The 15566-nt window shown below is 68.6% G+C and carries 14 protein-coding genes and 1 pseudogene; 7 read left to right on the top strand and 8 right to left on the bottom strand.

Annotated elements, in window-relative coordinates; genetic code table 11:
* The first annotated feature begins 648 nt into the window (after nucleotides 1–648).
* Nucleotides 649–1593: an NAD(P)-dependent oxidoreductase gene (locus DFR50_RS30765; protein WP_113894102.1), complete on the top strand. Its 945-nt coding sequence runs from the start codon at nucleotides 649–651 to the stop codon at nucleotides 1591–1593.
* A 215-nt stretch (nucleotides 1594–1808) separates the two neighbouring features.
* Nucleotides 1809–3143 carry a peptidoglycan-binding domain-containing protein gene (locus tag DFR50_RS30760; protein ID WP_113894100.1) on the top strand — a complete coding sequence of 445 codons (1335 nt, stop codon included), beginning with the start codon at nucleotides 1809–1811 and terminating at the stop codon, nucleotides 3141–3143.
* A gap of 37 nt (nucleotides 3144–3180) precedes the next feature.
* Here the strand turns inward: DFR50_RS30760 and DFR50_RS30755 are convergent, their stop codons facing one another.
* The gene (locus DFR50_RS30755) at nucleotides 3181–3975 is read right to left on the bottom strand and encodes a CDP-diacylglycerol diphosphatase (protein ID WP_170153458.1); all 795 of its coding nucleotides are present in this window, start codon (nucleotides 3973–3975) and stop codon (nucleotides 3181–3183) included.
* A gap of 2 nt (nucleotides 3976–3977) precedes the next feature.
* Nucleotides 3978–4874: a phosphoserine phosphatase SerB gene (gene serB / locus DFR50_RS30750; protein WP_113894098.1), complete on the bottom strand. Its 897-nt coding sequence runs from the start codon at nucleotides 4872–4874 to the stop codon at nucleotides 3978–3980.
* A 33-nt stretch (nucleotides 4875–4907) separates the two neighbouring features.
* On the opposite strand from serB, the gene miaA reads away from it, so the two are divergent.
* Together miaA and DFR50_RS30740 are read left to right on the top strand one after the other, a co-directional pair.
* The gene (gene miaA / locus DFR50_RS30745) at nucleotides 4908–5813 is read left to right on the top strand and encodes a tRNA (adenosine(37)-N6)-dimethylallyltransferase MiaA (protein WP_113894096.1); all 906 of its coding nucleotides are present in this window, start codon (nucleotides 4908–4910) and stop codon (nucleotides 5811–5813) included.
* A gap of 343 nt (nucleotides 5814–6156) precedes the next feature.
* Nucleotides 6157–6927 (top strand): PEP-CTERM sorting domain-containing protein, encoded by a 771-nt coding sequence (locus tag DFR50_RS30740; protein ID WP_113894094.1) that lies wholly within the window; start codon nucleotides 6157–6159, stop codon nucleotides 6925–6927.
* A gap of 93 nt (nucleotides 6928–7020) precedes the next feature.
* Here the strand turns inward: DFR50_RS30740 and DFR50_RS30735 are convergent, their stop codons facing one another.
* The 3 genes from DFR50_RS30735 to DFR50_RS30725 form a co-directional block, all read right to left on the bottom strand.
* Entirely contained in the window at nucleotides 7021–8340 is a 1320-nt protein-coding gene (locus tag DFR50_RS30735) for an amidase (RefSeq protein ID WP_245428244.1), read from the bottom strand.
* A 100-nt stretch (nucleotides 8341–8440) separates the two neighbouring features.
* A complete protein-coding gene (locus tag DFR50_RS30730; protein WP_113894092.1) occupies nucleotides 8441–9919 on the bottom strand; it encodes an ABC transporter substrate-binding protein in 1479 nt (492 codons plus the stop codon).
* A 262-nt stretch (nucleotides 9920–10181) separates the two neighbouring features.
* Nucleotides 10182–10721, bottom strand: coding sequence for a DUF2852 domain-containing protein (locus DFR50_RS30725; RefSeq protein ID WP_113894090.1), 540 nt, complete (start codon nucleotides 10719–10721; stop codon nucleotides 10182–10184).
* A 246-nt stretch (nucleotides 10722–10967) separates the two neighbouring features.
* On the opposite strand from DFR50_RS30725, the gene DFR50_RS30720 reads away from it, so the two are divergent.
* Nucleotides 10968–11699: an SDR family NAD(P)-dependent oxidoreductase gene (locus DFR50_RS30720; protein ID WP_113894088.1), complete on the top strand. Its 732-nt coding sequence runs from the start codon at nucleotides 10968–10970 to the stop codon at nucleotides 11697–11699.
* 27 nt (nucleotides 11700–11726) lie between these two features.
* Here the strand turns inward: DFR50_RS30720 and DFR50_RS30715 are convergent, their stop codons facing one another.
* The 3 genes and pseudogenes from DFR50_RS30715 to DFR50_RS30705 all read right to left on the bottom strand — a co-directional run bounded on the left by DFR50_RS30715 (nucleotide 11727) and on the right by DFR50_RS30705 (nucleotide 13364).
* On the bottom strand, nucleotides 11727–12296 hold the full coding sequence (locus DFR50_RS30715) for a tyrosine phosphatase family protein (protein WP_210209092.1): 570 nt from the start codon (nucleotides 12294–12296) through the stop codon (nucleotides 11727–11729).
* 124 nt (nucleotides 12297–12420) lie between these two features.
* Nucleotides 12421–12757, bottom strand: a pseudogene (locus DFR50_RS33245) (DUF4406 domain-containing protein); the annotation flags it as partial.
* 25 nt (nucleotides 12758–12782) lie between these two features.
* Nucleotides 12783–13364 (bottom strand): NUDIX domain-containing protein, encoded by a 582-nt coding sequence (locus DFR50_RS30705; RefSeq protein WP_113894086.1) that lies wholly within the window; start codon nucleotides 13362–13364, stop codon nucleotides 12783–12785.
* 111 nt (nucleotides 13365–13475) lie between these two features.
* Here DFR50_RS30705 and DFR50_RS30700 point away from each other — a divergent pair, with 111 nt between their 5' ends.
* Together DFR50_RS30700 and DFR50_RS30695 are read left to right on the top strand one after the other, a co-directional pair.
* Nucleotides 13476–14231 carry a DeoR/GlpR family DNA-binding transcription regulator gene (locus DFR50_RS30700; RefSeq protein WP_113894105.1) on the top strand — a complete coding sequence of 252 codons (756 nt, stop codon included), beginning with the start codon at nucleotides 13476–13478 and terminating at the stop codon, nucleotides 14229–14231.
* A 397-nt stretch (nucleotides 14232–14628) separates the two neighbouring features.
* Nucleotides 14629–15336, top strand: a complete 708-nt coding sequence (locus DFR50_RS30695) for an SDR family NAD(P)-dependent oxidoreductase (protein WP_113894084.1) — start codon at nucleotides 14629–14631, stop codon at nucleotides 15334–15336.
* The last annotated feature ends 230 nt before the right edge of the window (nucleotides 15337–15566 follow it).

The following is a 15566-nucleotide window of genomic DNA, read 5'->3' as shown; positions in this document are numbered from 1 at the left end:
ATGAAAATCTCGGGCTCGTTCCGAACCCTCGCCGGCGCTCAAATCTTCGCCAGCCTCAGATCCGTCGTCTCGACCGCGAGAAAGCACGGCTGCAATATCCTCCAGATCCTAACCGCCACCCCAGCTCAGATCGTCCAAGCCTTCGCCGCGTAAAAGGCGGCTTGGGAGTTACACTCGCCCGGAAATCCTGCCGCAACCGCTTGAAAACACTCTATTCGCGCCCGGCTTTGGCCTGGACGCCAGGAACGGCGCGCGCCGGCTCGATCCGGCTCGGCCGGACGACGCAGGCGCGGACGACTGCGCCTCCCCTTCGGCTCGACACGCCCTCGATCCGGGGCGCGCCGACGGGAACGCGCAGGGCGACCGCCGCCCGGAAACTCCGCCGCAACAGACTGAAATTATTCGATTCGCGCCCGAAATGGAGGGCCGCTCGGAGCGATCGGCCCCGGCGGCGTCGAGGCTGCGCACGGCGGGAGTCGCTCGCCAGGACGGGATTGCGCCGGAACGGCGCCCAGCGCCGGTGTCCCAGCGCAGCTGAGTCCGGCCGCGCGACTCGGAAACTGTCGCATGATCCCCAACGGGGTCATGGCCTGTCGACGGCGGCTGGCGGCGTTACGGTTCGCGCGCTCTTTGCGCGCAAGCGCTGGCATGTCAGTGTTCGGCCGGCGAACAGGGAGAACGCAAGTGAACGAACGCATCGGCTTCATCGGCGTCGGACTCATGGGCCACGGCATGGCGAAGAACATCGTCGAGAAGGGTTTTCCACTCACCGTGCTCGCGCATCGCAAGCGCGAGGCCGTGGACGACCTTCTTTCACGCGGCGCCAGGGAGGCGTCGAACCCGCGGGAACTCGCGCAGGCGAGCGACATCGTCGTGCTGTGCGTCACCGGCTCGCCGCAGGTCGAAGCGGTCGTGCTCGGGCAGGACGGTCTCGCCGCCGCCGGCAAGCCGCTGCTGGTCATCGACTGCTCGACTTCGGAGCCGGCCTCGACCCGCCGCCTCGCGGCGGAGCTCGCGCCGAAGGGAATCGCCTTCGTCGACGCCCCCTTGAGCCGCACGCCGAAGGACGCCTGGGAGGGGACGCTCGACGTGATGGTCGGCGGCGATCCGGCCGCCGTCGCCCGCGCGACGCCGATCCTGAAGACCTTCGGCGGCCGCATCGTCGAGACCGGGCCGGTCGGCACGGGCCATACGATGAAGCTTCTCAACAATTTCGTGTCGATGGGCTATGCGGCGCTCTATTCGGAGGCGCTGACCGTCGGCGCCAAGGCCGGGTTGTCGCCAAAGGTCTTCGACGCGGTGATCAGCAACGGCCGGATGGACTGCCCCTTCTACCAGACCTTCCGAAAATACCTGATCGAGCGCGACCGCGACGCGCATCGCTTCACGTTGGCGAACGCCTCGAAGGACATGACCTATCTGGCCGGTTTCGCGCTCGCGCTCGGCGTCGCCAACCCGGTCGGGGCGGCGGTGCGCAACAGCTTCGCGCAAGCGGTCGCGACCGGCCATGGGCAGGACTACGTGCCGATGCTGTCGGACCTCGTGGCGGAATGGAACGGGACGTCGCTCACGCCGGGGAAAGGGGGCGACTGAGGTCGCCGCCCGGGGCGGATCCGGATCCGTTTAAGGGCGCACAAGCAATCCCGCCGCCGACTCGCAACACCTGGGCTTCGCGAGCGGCTCGGTGGTCGAAACTGGCGTCGATCGCGCGATTCTGGGCCCCCGCCCCCGACATGCGCAGCATATCGCGTCGGCCTGAGTTGGATTAGCATGGCGGTTGCGCCGATTGCGGCGCACGGGGGGTCGGCATGCTGGGGACACGCGCGCGTACGGCTGTTCTCGTTTCGGCGTTCCTCGCCGCCGCGCCGCTCGCCCATGCGCAGACGCCGCCGCCGAAGCCTGCCGGGTCCGCCGCGACCGCCGACGCCGCCTTCGACGCGCAGAAGGCGGCGTTTCTCGCCCTGCCGCTGCCGACCCGCGTTGCGGCGCAGGAGGCGCTGGTCTGGCTCGGCTTCTACAACGGCGTCAGCGATGGCGACTTCGGCAAGCGCACGCGCGACGCGATCGCGGCCTTCCAGCTCGCCCAGCGGGGAAAGGGCGACGGCGCGCTCACGCCCGGCCAGCTTCAGGCGCTGCTCGCGGCCGGGCAGAAGGCGCGCGCCGACGCCGGGTTCCAGACGATCGTCGACGCGAAGACGAACGCGAAAATCGACGCGCCGACGAAGCTCATGGGGCCGAAGAGCGGGACCACCCTCGACTTCGCCTCCGACGCGAGCGGCGACCTCGCCGCGCTGTATGCGCGTCTCGCCGCCGACGGACCCGGGCGCAAGGTCGGCTACAAGGCGATCAAGCCCGGCGCGTTCTTCGTCGTCTCGGGCCAGGACGGCGGCCGGAAGTTCTATACGCGCTACGAGCGCGACGCCGCCGCCGCCCCGCCGATCCGCGGCTTCACCTTCGCCTACCCCGCCAAGCGCGCCGATCTCGACCGGGTCGCGCTCGCGGTCGCCAATTCGTTCGTCGCATTCCCCCAGGCCGCGCCCGCCAGCGCCGCGCCGTCCGCGCCGCCCGCAGCGACACCCGCGCCGGCGCAACCGAAGGCGGCGGCGACGGCGCTGATCGTCGCGCCGGGCCGCGCGCTGACCGCGATCAAGCCCGGCGATTGCGCCAACCCGCGGGTCGGCGGCCAGCCTGCACGGTTCGAGCGCTACGACCCGGCGACGGGCTTGGCGCTGCTGGTCGGCGACTTCGGGTCTGGCGCGCAGGCGCCGCAGCGCGGCGCGCCCGGGCAGGACGCCGTGGTGCTCGGTTCCGACGGGAGCCGCATCGCGGCTTTTCCCGCCGGCCTCACGGGCGGACTGGAGCGGTCCGTGGTCGCCGCCCTCGACCGGAGCGCGGCCGGCGCGCCGGCCTTCGACCGATCGGGCGGCCTCGTCGGGATCGTCGCGCCGCTGGCGGAGGAGCCGCAACGGGTCGGCGGCGTGGCGCTCGCGGCGCCGCACGCGCTGATCGCCGCCGAGGCGATCGGCAGTTTTCTCGGCGGCGGCGCGCTGGAGCCGATCCCCGAGGCCGCCGCGCCGCAGAGCGTCGGCGCGATCGCCGACGCCCGGGCGAAGTCGGTCGCGCCGGTGACGTGCGGGCCGTGATGGGCGCGATCTCCGGCTCTCCCCGTTTCGCGGCGCTTTACCCGAAGCCTCGATCCCGACAGCGCTTGTCCAGGAGCGCTTCCGCTCCGACCGGGCGCGATGAACGCGGGCTATGCGCCGCGCTCGCGAGGATCAGGAACTCGTCCTCCGCCGCGACGCCGACGACCGCGACCATCAGGTCGGCCGGGTCCGTCAGGGCGGGCCCGACCTGGTCCCGGGCCAGCCGGAATGGGTCGACGTCGGCGAGATCGGCGCTGCGAACCCTCAGCGCCCAGAAGAGGCGGCCCGGGATGAGCGCGCCGATCGGGCGCCAGACGCCGGGCGGCGACGCCGCCGCCGTCCGGCCGAGGAGCCGCTGCGCCCACGGGACGAGACAGCCGATGTGGATGTGAAGCTGGTCCTGCGACCGCACCTCGCCCGGATTGACGATCAGCGCGATCCGATCGCGCGACGGGCCGCCTCCCTCGGGCGCGGCGATCCGGTCGCGCGCCCGCCACGCCGCGGCGAAATAGTTCGGGGCCTCGCCCGACTGCAGGAACGGGTCCTCGACGCCGACGCTCTGGCGGGTCGGCGACAGGATCAGGTCGTTCGACCACGGCGGGCGAAGGACCACCCAACCGCCGGCCTCGCCGCCCACGAGGTCGACCGCGAGGCAGGGAAACGGCCGGCCGGTCAGGCGCTCGGCGGCGACGCAGGCGCGGACCACAGGCCAGAGCGCGCCGCGGAAAGACACCGCCGCGAGGGCGGCGAAAGCCGTCGCGGCCAGAGCCGCGGCTGCGAGCGCGAGCGGGCGGCCGAGCCGGCCATGACCGAAAGACTCGCCTCGCCGCAAACTCAGTCCTCGACGAACGCCGATCTCGGGATCCCCTGCGCGTAGAGCAGCGCAGTGAGGTCGGCATGGTCGATGCGGGCGTCCGCGGCGGCGGCGACCTGGGGTTTTGCGCGATAGGCGACGCCGAGCCCCGCCGCTTCGAGCATGGCGAGGTCGTTGGCCCCGTCGCCGACCGCGAGCGTTCGCACGAGCGGCAGGCCCATCGCCGCCGCGACTTCGAGGAGCGCGGCGCGCTTGGCGTCGCGGCCGAGGATCGGCTCCTCGACCTCGCCGGCCAGTTCGTGGCCCTCGATCCGAAGCGTGTTGGCGCGGTCCTCGTCGGCTCCGATCAGAGCGGCGATGGCGGAGGTGAATTGACGGAAGCCGCCCGATACGATCACCACCCGCGCGCCGCGCGCGCGCATGGTGCGGGCGAGGGTGCGCGCGCCGGGATTGAGCTCGATCCGGCTTTCCAGCACGTCCTCGATCACCCCGAGCGGCAGGCCCTTGAGCAGCGCGACCCGCTCGCGCAGCGCCGGCTCGAACGCGATCTCGCCGCGCATGGCGCGCTCGGTAATCGCCGCGACATGGTCGCCGAGACCGACGACCGCCGCCAGTTCGTCGACGCATTCCTGGCCGATCAACGTCGAGTCCATGTCGGCCATCAGCAGCCCCTTCTCACGCCCTTCGAGCGGCTGGACGATGGCGTCGACCGGTTCGCCGTCGAAATGCGCGGCGAGCAGGGCGCGCGTCCGCTCGAGGTCGCCGGTCAGAACGAGGTCCGCGGCGACGCCCTCGTCGAGCCAGCGCCGCCGCTCGACGCCGCCGAGGGCTAGCGCGGCGCGGTCGACTCGTGCATCGCTGAGCAGCGCGCGCGCGGAATCGGCGATCAGCGTGGCGACGAGAACAGACGAAGGCATCAGGCTTTCCGGCGGGACGACAAGGAAACGGGTTTGAGGCGAGCGCTCCTCCTGGCAGGACCGACGGCGAGCGGCAAGTCCGCAGCGGCGCTGACTTTGGCCCGAACCTTCGGCGCGACGATCGTCAACGCCGACTCGATGCAGGTCTATGCCGATCTCCGCATCCTGACCGCGCGCCCGACGCGCGCGGAAGAGAGCGAGGCGCCGCACCGTCTCTTCGGCGAAATCGACGGCGTGGTCAACTTTTCCGCCGGCCTCTGGGTGCGGCGCGCGCGCGATATCCTCGCCGCCGCCGGCGACGCGCCCATCGTGTTCGTGGGCGGCACCGGCTTCTATTTCCGCGCGCTGACGCAGGGGCTGTCGGACATGCCGGCGGTTCCCGAGAGGGTGCGGGCGCACATCCGCTCGGCCGCGGAACGCCGCCCGACGCCCGACCTGCACGCCGAACTCGCGGCCGTGGACGGCGAGACCGCGGCGCGGCTAAGGCCGTCCGACCGCCAGCGCATCCTGCGCGGCCTGGAAATGTTCGCCGCGACCGGCCGGCCGCTCGCGGCCTTTCAGGGGGCGCGCGCTGCGCCTGCGCTCGAGGCCGGCGCGTGGGGCGGCCTGTTCCTCGCCCCCGACCGCGAAGCGCTCTATCGGCGCATCGACGACAGGTTCGACGCGATGCTCGCCGAGGGGGCGCTCGACGAGGTCGAGCGCCTGGCCGCGCGAAATCTCGACCCGGCGCTGCCGGTCATGCGCGCCCACGGCGTGCCCCATCTGATCGCCCATATCGAGGGAAAGCTGTCGCTCGCGGAGGCTGCACAGCGCGGGAAACTCGACACCCGCCACTACGCCAAGCGCCAGTTCACCTGGGCGCGGCATCAGCTTCCCGGGTTCACGTGGATCGAGCCGGAGGCTGCGGTGGAAGCGGGCGCGCGGGCGTTGAGCGCCTGACTGGAACCGGCGGGCAGAGTGGGGAAGGAAACCGTCGCCGAGTCTCCCAGCGGCGGCGCCCTTGCGGCGCGTCCGCCACGCTGCTTCGCGGCCCGCGATGACCGCCGTTACCCTGGCTGCGACCGTGAGCGGGATCACAAATGCGTCTGACGATTGCTTTCCTGAGTGTGTCGGGCCCGCTCGTCGCGGCTGTATAATAGTGGACAACGGGCGCTTCGGCTCCGACGCTTCAGTCTTGCAGCGAAATTATGGACATCTATCTGACGTTGCAATGTTAACTTCGTCGTCCATCATGCGGTGCGTCGGCGCGGGGCTGACTTGAGGTCATGAACGGGGGCAAACTATGAAACTCGATCTTATCGGCCCGACGGTCGGTCTGGCGGCTGCGCTCACGGGATCGGTCGCGAACGCGGCGTTAATCGATTTCAGCGCCATGCAGCTGAACGGCGGCGCCACGGTCAACGGGGGAGTCCTCAACGTCGGCACAAACGGCGGCGCCGACATGTCCGCCTTCATCACGACCCCGATCAGCACGACCTCGTCCTTCTCCGGTTCGTTCGAGTTCACACTCACCAACAACGGCTCGCCGTTCAACGCGGACGGCGTCGCCTTCGTGATTCAGAATTCGGCCGACGGCGCCCGGGCGCTCGGCGCTGGCGGCGGCGGTCTCGGCGCGGACGGCATCAGCAATATGGTCGGCATCGGCTTCCAGAGCTATACCAACAATCGCGCCACGATCTTCACCACGGCGACCACCCCCACGGGCGGCACAGGCTCGAACGGCAACTTTTCGCTGGGCTCCAACGCCTCGGACGACGTCACGGTGACGTTCTCTTACTCGAGCGTGAGGGACGCGCTGAGCTTTACCGCCCACAATTCGGCGACCGGCCAGAGGGTCACCCAATCGTACGGCGTCGACCTCACCACGCTCGGGTCTTCCGTCTATCTCGGCTTGAGCGGAGGCACCGGCGGCTATCACTCGGAGCAAGACTTCACGTCCTTCAATGTCACGGTCGCTCCGGAGCCGTCGACCTGGGCTATGCTGATAATCGGCTTCGGCGGTCTCGGCGCTCTCGCCTATCGCGCGCGCCGCGGCGCCGTCTCCGCGGCTTGACCGAAGCGGCTGGCTGCAGTTCCAGCCCAACGCAGGGGAACCCGCCGTCCAAAGGGTCGGCGGCTTTCCATCCCAAGAAGGAATTTGCCGGGCTCAAACAGACGGCGGTTCGGGCCAGGGCCGAATCTCGGCCGAGCGGATCGCCTCGTACGCCCGCGCCACCGACAGCAGTCTGACATCGTCGAAGCGGCGCCCCACGATCTGGAGGCCGATCGGCAGGCCCTCGCCAGAGAAGCCGCAAGGAATCGAGAGCGCCGGCTGCCCGGACATGTTGAAGGCGACAGTGAAGCCGATGTGCGGGAACGGGTCGAGCGGGTCGCGGCTCGGCGACGCCCACTCCGCCGGAAACGCGGTCATCGGCGCGGTCGGCGTCAGCACGACGTCGAAACGCTCCGTCGCGCGCGCCGCCGCCTGCTGCATCGCCGGTATCTGGCTGAAGCCGCGAAACACGTGCTGTCCCGAAAAACCGTCCGCCGATTCCGCCCATTCGCGGATGAACGGCAGCACCGCGGCGCGCTTGTCCGGCGACAGCAGGTCGAGGTCGATCAGCGCCCGGGTGCGCCAGAAGTGGTCGAGGCCGTCTAGCATCTCCTGCGTGAGGAAGGGCGCGACAGCCTCGACACGCGCGCCCGCCGCCGCAAAATCGCGCGCCGCCCGCTCGACCGCCGCGCGGACCTCGTCGGACGGCGGCGCGCCGCAGCCCGCCTCGGTGAGCAGACCCACCGTCAGGCCCATCAGGCTCGCCGGGCGGATCGCCCAGTCGAGCGCACGAGCCTCGAGGCTGGTATAGTCGCGCGCGTCCGGTAGAGCGAGCGTCGCCATCATCAGCGCCGCGTCGGCGACGTCGCGGGTGATCGGGCCGGCGACGCGGCCGATATAGGGCGGGTCGATCGGCACGCGGCCGGCGGTGGGCTTCAGGCCGACCACGCCGCACCAGCCGGCCGGCAGGCGGATCGAACCGCCGATGTCGGTGCCGACGTGCAGCGGGCCGTATTGCGCCGCCGCCGCAGCGCCCGCTCCCGACGACGAACCGCCGGGATTGCAGTCGAGCTTCCAAGGGTTTCGCGCCAGCGCGTGATGGCTCGACAGGCCGGAGGACAGCATGCCGTAGTCGGGCATCGTGGTCTTTGCGAACAGGATCGCGCCCGCCTCCCTGAGCCGCGCCGCGGGCGGCGCGTCGGCCCGCGCCGGCGTCATGTCGCTGGCCGCAGTCCCCACGGGCGTCGGTTCCCCTTCCGTCGCGATGTTGTCCTTGACGGTCGCCGGCACGCCGTCGAGCGGCCCGATCGGCTCGGCCCTCATCCAGCGCGCCTCGGATGCGCGCGCCGCTTTCAGCGCACGCTCGGGCGCATAGAGCCAAGTCGCCGCGATGTGCGGCTCGAACGCTTCGACCCGTCCGATCACCGAGGCCATCGCCTCGACGGGCGACAGCGTCTTCGAGCGATATGCGCTCAAAAGCTTGAGCGCCGACCAACCGAACGGCTTCAACGTCTGATGCCTTCCCGCGGCCCGGTCACTTCCACTTCATCTCCGACAGATCGTTGACGAAGATCGGCGCGTTCTTCCACAGGCCCTGCACGGAGGCGTTCGCCACCGTCACGTTCGGCAGCTGGAAGAGGTACGCGTTGACCGCGTCGGCGGCGAGCTGCTTCTGGGCTTCGCCCAGCGCCGCCTTGTAGGCCTCGAGGTTCGCCGCCGTGGTGATCTTCTTGTAGATCTCCTGGAAGGCCGGGCTGTCGTACTGGTAGTAGTAGTTCGGGTTGGCGTAGATGCCGATATCGAGCGGCTCGACGTGACTGATGATGGTCAGGTCGTAATTGTGCTCCTTGTAGACGCCCGACAGCCACTGCGCCCATTCGACGTTCTGGATCTTCGCGTTGATCCCGACGTCGGCGAGTTCAGCCGCGACGATCTCGCCGCCCTGGCGCGCGTACGGCGGCGGCGGCAGGACCAGCGTCAGATCGAGCGGCGCCTTGACGCCCGCCTCCTTCAGCAGCGCCTTCGCTTTCTCGGGATCGTGCGGGTAGACGTTGGTCAGGTCGACGTAGCCCGGATCGTTCGGCGTGAGATGCGAGCCGATCGGCGCGCCGAGGCCGTTCATCGCGCCGTCGACGACCGCCTTGCGGTCGATCGCGTAGCTGATCGCCTGCCGGACCTTCAGGTCGTCGAGCGGCTTTTTCTTGTTGTTCATCGCAAGGATCGTCTTGCCCTCGGTGCCGCCGACCAGCACCGCGAAGCGCGGGTCCGACTTGAACTGGTCGAGCGCCTGAACGTTGGCGAAGCGTGGAAAGGCGTCGACGTCGCCGGCGAGCATCGCCGCCGTCGCAGCCGACGGATCGGAGATGAAGCGGAAGGTCGCGTGCGCCAGCGGAATCTTTCCCGGGTCGCGGTAGCCGTCCCACTTGTCGAGCGTGATCGAGGCGCCCTTCGTCCACGCGCCGAGCTTGTAGGGGCCAGTGCCGACGGGCGCGGTCGCTTCCGTCGCCGCGCTCTTCTCGTCGAGGATGACGGCGGTGTTCATGCCGAGGTGGAACAGAGCCTCGAAGCTCGGCTCCTTGAAATGCAGCACCACGGTCGCCGGATCGGGCGTCTCGACCTTTTCGATCGAAGCGAAGAAGCCCTTGTCCTTGTTCGTCGAGTCCTTGGCGCCGAAGCGCTCGAAGGAGAAGGCGACGTCCTTCGAGGAGAACGGCTCGCCGTCCTGGAATTTGACCCCGGGCTTCAGCTTGAAGGTGAGCGTCTTCAGGTCGGGCGAGAAGGTCCAGCTGTCCGCGAGCAGCGGCGTCACCGAAAAGTCCTCGTTGATCTTCGTCAGACCCTCGAAGATGTTGTAATGGACCACCTCGCCGATCGCCGCGGCGGGCGCCGCCGTTGGGTCGAGCCCCGGAGGCTCGAGAACCATGCCGATCGTGACGCTGTCCTTGGCCGAGGCGAGACCGGCGGTGACGACGAGGGCGAGTGCGGCGGAAAGCAGGAGGGTTGCGCGGCGCATGGACTGCTCCGGAAAGGAAAGGGCGCCGGAGCATAGCATCGGAGGGCGCGCGATCGTCAACAAGCGATGCGAGCTTATTCCGTACGAGCTGGCGACACCCCTTCAGGGTGCGCCGCAGCCAAGCCCTTCTCCCTCGACGAGAAGCTGTCGCCGACGGCGACCGATGAGGGCGGCGCCGCTCGAAAAGCGGGAGCCCTCCCGCCGCGAGGCAGGAGGGCTCCCTGTTTGTTCAGAGTTCGCGCAGAGGCGAAGCCAATCGCGGTCAGCTCGGTTGGCCGCCGCCGTTGGCGGAGCCGCTCGACCCCTTGGCGCGGCGTTCGGCCATGAAGCGCTCGAATTCCTCGCGGTCCTTGGCGCGGCGAAGCTCTTCGACGTACTCGGAGAACTCGCGCTGCGCGTCGTCGAGCTTGCGGCGCTCCTCGTCGAGCCGGGCGAGTTCGGCGGCGCGCCACTCGTCGAAGGCCATGTTGCCGGTCGCCGGCTGGTAGAAGCGGCTCGCGCGCTTCATCGCGGAGCCGCAGTTCCAGAACGAAGTCTGGGACGTCGAATTCTCGGACATCATCGTGCGCGCGCCCTGCCATTTGTCGGAGACGAAGGATTGCAGATCGGGTCCGCCGGACCGGCCCTGCCAGTATTTGTAGCCGAGCACCGCGAGGCCGATCGGCCAGAACACGATGAAGCCGAGAACCATGGCGACGATCTCGAACGCCGTCCATCGCGTTCCCCTCCGCCGCCACCGGGCGTTCGTCCAGTCGCGCGGGCCGAACTCGCGCGCGCCCCACGTATTGTCAGCCGTTCCCATCAGGGACCTCCACAATGCCCAAGGCCGCGACGCCACCGGCGGCGGTCGGGCGCATGACAGATTGGAGTCCGATCGCGGCTCTGCAAGGGCGGACGGCGAGAAATTGGCAGCGGCGCCGCCGCCGGCCGGCGCGAATGGCGCCGGGACGAGGCGAGGGGCGGTCCGCGCTCCGCCCATCCCGGATCGGGCGCCGCCCTTCGATCGCCAGAGCCCCGTGATAGGAAGGCGCTGCTTGTGGAGGGAACCATGGACTTCGGGGTCGATCTGTCAGGACGCAGCGCGCTCGTCACCGGCGGTTCGCGCGGCATCGGGCGCGCGATCACGCTGGCGCTGGCCGGCTGCGGCGCGGCGGTCGCGGTGAATTACGTCGCTCGCGAGGCCGAGGCCGAGGCCGTCGTCGAGCGGATCCGCTCCGCCGGCGGACGCGCGACCGCGGTGCGCGCCGACGTGTCGGTCGCAGCCGAGGTCGCGGCGCTCGCCGGGCAGGTCGTCCGCGACCTCGGCCCGGTCGACATCCTCGTCAACAACGCCGGAATCGCGCTCGCGGATGCGGACGAGGAGGCGTTCGACCGGACGCTCGCGACCAACCTGAAGTCGGCCTGGCTCTGCACCGAGGCGTTCCTGCCCGGCATGCGGGCGCGCCGCTGGGGACGGATCGTCAACATGTCGTCCATCGCGGCGCGCGGCGCCGGCGCGATCGGCGTCGCCTACAACGCCTCCAAGGCCGGCCTCGAAGGGCTCACGCGCGGCTATGCGGCGCGGGCGGCCTGCGACGGCGTCACCGTCAACGCCATCGCGCCGGGACCGACCGACACCGAGATGGGCGCCCCGCTCGCGGCCGCCGGCGTCGTCGCGCGCATTCCCATGGGCCGCATGGGGCGCACCGAAGACGTGGCGCAGGCGACGATTCTGGTCGTCGCCAACGACTTCATGACCGGGCAGACGATCGCTGTGAACGGCGGCCTGGCGTTGCTCTAGAGGCGCGCCGCAAATCGAAACCGAACCTCACGCCGGCCGCGGCGAACCCCGAGACTTCGCAACGACCGGGACGGCCCCGCCGCCGAGGCTGCCGTCGAGAGGCAGGAACAGCGGCGGCGGATCGCCGTCGAAGGCGCAGCCCCGTCCGATCCCGTCGACGGCGTCGACCATGCGGCCGCCGCGCGCGAGGTAATCGTCGGCCAGCGCCACGAGCAGCCGGTTCGGAGCGGCGGTCGGCGAACGCCGTCTAAGGTCCTCGGCGATCGCCCGCTCCTCGCCCGGCGCGCGTTCGCAGGCGATGATGTAGGCGGCCGCGGGAGACCGGCTGACGCCCATCCAGCAGTGGACCAGCGAGACGTCGTTTGAGCGGCATCGGCGGCCGAACTCGACGATCGCCGCGACGGTCGCTTCGTCCGGCGCGACGAGGCCGGGGCCGGACGCCGCGACGTCGTTGAAGGCGAGGACAACCCGGTCGCGCGGCATCCGGTCGGTCTCGAAGATGATCGTCTGCCAGGGCGCGAGCAACGAAAGCGAGCGCACGGGGGCGTATCGCGCCATCACGGCCTCGACCTGACGCAGCGAACTGACGATGATCACGATCTTGCCCCCCGTTCCTCGCCGCGATTCCCAAAGCCGACGGCATCCGTAGATGTGGCCTTGATCGCGAAGCGGCGCGATTTCGGTCGCTATGTGACACGCATCGCGCCGGCGCCTCAATAACCGGGCCCTCCTCGAGTCGATCGTCGACTGGGATACCTCGTTCAGTCGCAACCCGGACGTCATTGTCGGCCCCGGAGGATGCTCCTGGAAGGCGGAGCGCAGCATCGCACAACCTCAATAGACGGCCGGCGGCGGGATGAAGAATCTGGTCGTAGAGTTCATCTCCCGGATACTGCCCGCCTGCTGCGCGCCAAATCGGCATTCACTCGCCGATCATCGGCAAGTGACCTGCCTCGAACCGCGGCCACGATGCTTCCTGGCGCCGCCGAAGGTTGGTGGCCATTTTAGTGGGAGACATCGCTACCCGAACTATAGTGACCGGCTATCGGAATGAGCATTGTCCTAGCCGGGGCTCGGGATGGATTATTTGAAGAGATGCAGAGCAGCGTGCTGGAGAAGCATGATTGTCTTGCCGTCGCGGATGTCGCCGGTCCGGATCATCGCGAGCGCTTCATCGATACCGAGTTCGAGCATGTCGATGTCCTCGCCCTCGGCGGCATGGCCCCCGCCATCACTGACGCGGTCGGCTGGCCTGTAGGTTCCGACGAAGAAATACAGCTTCTCGGTCACCGAGCCGGGGCTCATGTACGCCTCGAAGACTCGATGTACGTCGCGGACTCTGAATCCTGTTTCCTCTTCGGTCTCCGCGCGAATCCGTTCTTCGGGACTGGCGTTGTCGAGGAGACCCGCGGGCGTCTCGATCAAGAGGTCATCGCACCCGTTGACGAAGGCGGGGTAGCGAAACTGACGCGTCAGAATCACCGTACGGCGAACGGGATCATAAAGGAGGATGGTTGCCCCATTCCCCCTGTCGTAGGTCTCTCGACTTTGCCTCTGCCACGTCCCGTCGCGTCGTCGATAGCTGAACGTCGTTTTCTTGAGGACGTACCAGTCGTCCGACAGCACGTGCACATCCTCGACCCGTACGCGATCCGCCACGCTCATACAGCCCGCTTTCTTCACGATAATGCACGATTTTTCGGCACTTTTATCAAATCTCAATAAAAATATTGCAATATCGTGCAGAGTCAAGAAATATCGTGTATGGATGCGCCTATGCTGACCCGCGAACGCAAGGCTCATATCCTCGAGGTGTTGCAACGCGACCGTCGCATCGTAGCCAAAGCGCTCAGTCACGAATTGGGTCTCTCGGAGGACACGATCCGGCGCGACCTGCGCGAACTTGCAGGCGAAGGACGGTTGCAACGGGTGCACGGCGGCGCGCTGCCGGCTTCGCCTGCCGTTGCGGACCTTGGCGCTCGAAAGAGTCTGTCGCCTGAAGGAAAGATTGCTATCGGTCGAGCCGCCGCCCGCATGGTGAAGTCTGGCCAAGTGGTCTTTCTCGACGGAGGCACAACGGCCATCCAAGTCGCCCGGCATCTCGATCCCGATCTAAAGGCTACCATCGTAACCCATAGCCCCAGCGTAGCTGTTGAACTGGTGGACCACGCCGGCGTTGAGATTGAACTGGTCGGCGGACGCTTGTTCAAACATTCCATGGTGGCCGTTGGCGCCGCCGCCGCCGAAGCCATCGCGAGGGTTCGTGCCGACATCTACTTTATGGGCGTCACCGGAATCCACTTGGAGCTTGGCCTCACAACTGGAAACTCGGAAGAGGCGGCGATAAAGCGGGCTCTCAGCCGGCAGGCTGCTGAAACTATTGTTCTGGCATCGCGGGAGAAACTCGGTACCGCTTCGCCATTCCTAGTCGGAGCGCTGAATGACGTCGACTGCCTCCTTGTTGAAAGCGGGCTTCCGCAAGAAACAATCTTGCCTTATCAGCGAGCAGGCGTGACCATGATCTTTACATAGCGCCGCTCAGAATGTTGAAGATGGCTGGGCGCGTCGAGACTTGAGAGTTTGCATCAGTCTCGACGCCGCAGACGTCCCCGGCACGTCGGCGGTCGCCTCAATAGCGCGCACCCCCGGGGCAACTTCCGGCTCCTACACCGGTTTTCCCGCAGATTGAGAGGATGACGCAAATCACTGCGCTGAACGTCATCACCGACGAGGTTGTGGAAACTGCCTGCGGCACGCTTGTTAGAGATGTCACTCAGCGACCAATAACCGCGCCAAATGATCAAGGCCACACGTAGACGAAACGGACCCGTCGTGGCAGCCGCAAGGGAACCGTAAGACGGCCGTCGCGCGTCCGGCCGAACTGCGCTACGGCTCCCGCGGGGCGTTGACGACTGAGGGAGAGCGAACGATGGGCGACCGGATTGCGATCACCGGCGCGGCCGGCGGCATCGGGCGGGTCACCGCCAAGACGCTGCGTTCGGCCGGCTATGACCTCCTGCTGATCGACCGGCCCGGCCGGTCGCTCGAAGACCTCGCCAAGCCGCTCGATTCGCCCATGGCCTGCATCGAGGGCGACGGCGCCGAAGCGGCCCGCGCCGCGCTCGCGGCCGTGACCGGGCCGATCTACGGGCTGGTGCATCTGGCGGGCGTCATGGAGCCCGACCCGCGCCTCGCCGACGAACCGGGGGTGTGGGAGCGGGCGATCGCCGACAACCTCGCCAACGCCTACGCCTTCGCTACCGCGATGGAGGACCGCCTGCCGCCCGGGCGGATGGGACGGCTGGTGTTCGCCTCCTCCGTCGCCTTCCGGCGGGGGTCGGGGGACTATGTCGCCTATTCTGCAGCCAAGGGGGGCCTGGTCGGACTGACCCGCGCGCTCGCGCGCCGCCTGCGCAAGCGGGCGACCGTCAACGCCGTGGCGCCCGGCGTGATCATGACCGACATGTCGGTCCCCCTGATCATCGAGGCCAAGGATCGGCTTCTGGCGGAGATCACGCTCGGCCGCTTCGGCGCCGCCGAGGAGGTGGCGCCGGTGATCCGCTTCCTGCTCGGCTTCGAGGCCGGCTACATCACCGGCCAGACGCTCAACGTCGACGGCGGCATGGCGATCGACTGACGCTGCACGTCGCCGCTTGCCGTTCAACGCGCCGTTCCTGAGGAAAATCAACGCGCCATTGACACTTTGTCAAGCAGTCGGTACTGTCAAGTGTCAAGTTTAATTGACGGTTGTTGGGCGGATTGCTCGGGAAGCGAGGTCTGGTCATGAGGATCGTTCTGATCCATCCGAACTACCATTCCGGCGGCGCCGAGATCGCCGGCAAGTGGTCGCCCGCCTGGGTCGCCTAT

This window comes from Roseiarcus fermentans, from assembly GCF_003315135.1.
Lineage (GTDB): Bacteria > Pseudomonadota > Alphaproteobacteria > Rhizobiales > Beijerinckiaceae > Roseiarcus > Roseiarcus fermentans.
This window is presented reverse-complemented; position numbering and strand designations above follow the sequence as displayed.

What these genes read in the sequence shown, in the direction of transcription:
- DFR50_RS30765 (WP_113894102.1), top strand. Translation starts at nt 649, where the DNA reads ATGTCAGTGTTCGGCCGGCGAACAGGGAGAACGCAAGTGAACGAACGC.
- DFR50_RS30695 (WP_113894084.1), top strand. Translation starts at nt 14,629, where the DNA reads ATGGGCGACCGGATTGCGATCACCGGCGCGGCCGGCGGCATCGGGCGG.
- DFR50_RS30760 (WP_113894100.1), top strand. Translation starts at nt 1,809, where the DNA reads ATGCTGGGGACACGCGCGCGTACGGCTGTTCTCGTTTCGGCGTTCCTC.
- DFR50_RS30720 (WP_113894088.1), top strand. Translation starts at nt 10,968, where the DNA reads ATGGACTTCGGGGTCGATCTGTCAGGACGCAGCGCGCTCGTCACCGGC.
- DFR50_RS30740 (WP_113894094.1), top strand. Translation starts at nt 6,157, where the DNA reads ATGAAACTCGATCTTATCGGCCCGACGGTCGGTCTGGCGGCTGCGCTC.
- DFR50_RS30705 (WP_113894086.1), bottom strand. Translation starts at nt 13,364, where the DNA reads ATGAGCGTGGCGGATCGCGTACGGGTCGAGGATGTGCACGTGCTGTCG.
- serB (WP_113894098.1), bottom strand. Translation starts at nt 4,874, where the DNA reads ATGCCTTCGTCTGTTCTCGTCGCCACGCTGATCGCCGATTCCGCGCGC.
- DFR50_RS30735 (WP_245428244.1), bottom strand. Translation starts at nt 8,340, where the DNA reads ATGGCCTCGGTGATCGGACGGGTCGAAGCGTTCGAGCCGCACATCGCG.
- DFR50_RS30700 (WP_113894105.1), top strand. Translation starts at nt 13,476, where the DNA reads ATGCTGACCCGCGAACGCAAGGCTCATATCCTCGAGGTGTTGCAACGC.
- DFR50_RS30725 (WP_113894090.1), bottom strand. Translation starts at nt 10,721, where the DNA reads ATGGGAACGGCTGACAATACGTGGGGCGCGCGCGAGTTCGGCCCGCGC.
- DFR50_RS30730 (WP_113894092.1), bottom strand. Translation starts at nt 9,919, where the DNA reads ATGCGCCGCGCAACCCTCCTGCTTTCCGCCGCACTCGCCCTCGTCGTC.